Origin of the sequence: Bradyrhizobium erythrophlei (genome assembly GCF_042430365.1) — a bacterium.
Taxonomy (GTDB): domain Bacteria; phylum Pseudomonadota; class Alphaproteobacteria; order Rhizobiales; family Xanthobacteraceae; genus Bradyrhizobium; species Bradyrhizobium erythrophlei.
On record NZ_JBHMET010000189.1, the window covers coordinates 1 to 787 of the forward strand.

1 protein-coding gene is annotated in these 787 nt (G+C 59.5%); it reads right to left on the minus strand.

Features of this window, described 5'->3' with window-relative positions:
- Nucleotides 1–290: 290 nt before the first annotated feature.
- The gene (locus ACFFWD_RS27265; RefSeq protein ID WP_376970446.1) at nt 291–506 is read right to left on the minus strand and encodes a hypothetical protein; all 216 of its coding nucleotides are present in this window, start codon (nt 504–506) and stop codon (nt 291–293) included.
- Between the last annotated feature and the right edge of the window lie 281 nt (nt 507–787).

Here is a 787-nt window from a genome sequence, read left to right on the forward strand (position 1 = left end):
CCGCTTCACCCCCAAGGAGCGGACGTCTAGCGGACATGCCGGGTCGGCCGCTTGGGGCCACATCCGGACTCATGCAGCGCAGCATCATTTGATCACCTCGTCGGCCTGACGAATAGTGATTGCGGGATGGTAAGACCAAGCGCGTTCGTGGTTCGCTGATTGATGGCAAATCGAAAACGGGTCGGCTGCTCAAATGACAAATCGCCGGGTTTGGGACCGCCTCCGCCGAAGCCACGCTACAAGCCAGCAGAAATAGATGGTAGCTCGCCGCGCCACTGCAAGGAAAACTGTCAGGCCTTACGATGCGCACGAGGCAATAGCCATGCTATGACCTTCTCATACGGACTGCGGCGACCGGGAACGAACGCTTTCGCATTCTGCTGCGCCGCGGTCTTGGCGAAGGCGGAAATCTCGTCGATGGACGGTCGCTTTTCCCTTGAAAGCCTGATCCACTGGCGAATGATCTTTCGGCGCGCCTCGCGTTCGCCCTTCACGACATCCGGCATGAGTGCACCTCCTAGAAGTTTTGAATCCCCGACGCAGCATCGTCAGGATGCCCTCTGCTGTCTTTCGGTTTCTTCAATCTCGGCTACGGCCTCGCATTGTTTTCCGGACGCCCAGCCGACGCGGCGGGACTGCCAGCCCTTCTGACGAACTGATAAGCTTTTCATTAGTAGGGTCCGGTCACGCCTCGAAAACCAAACGAGTTCCGGTGTACGAGCGTATGAGGTCGTGTCCCAGCTGGTGGTGTAGCTGGAGCGAAGCCGCTCGCGACGCGCGCCCCCCC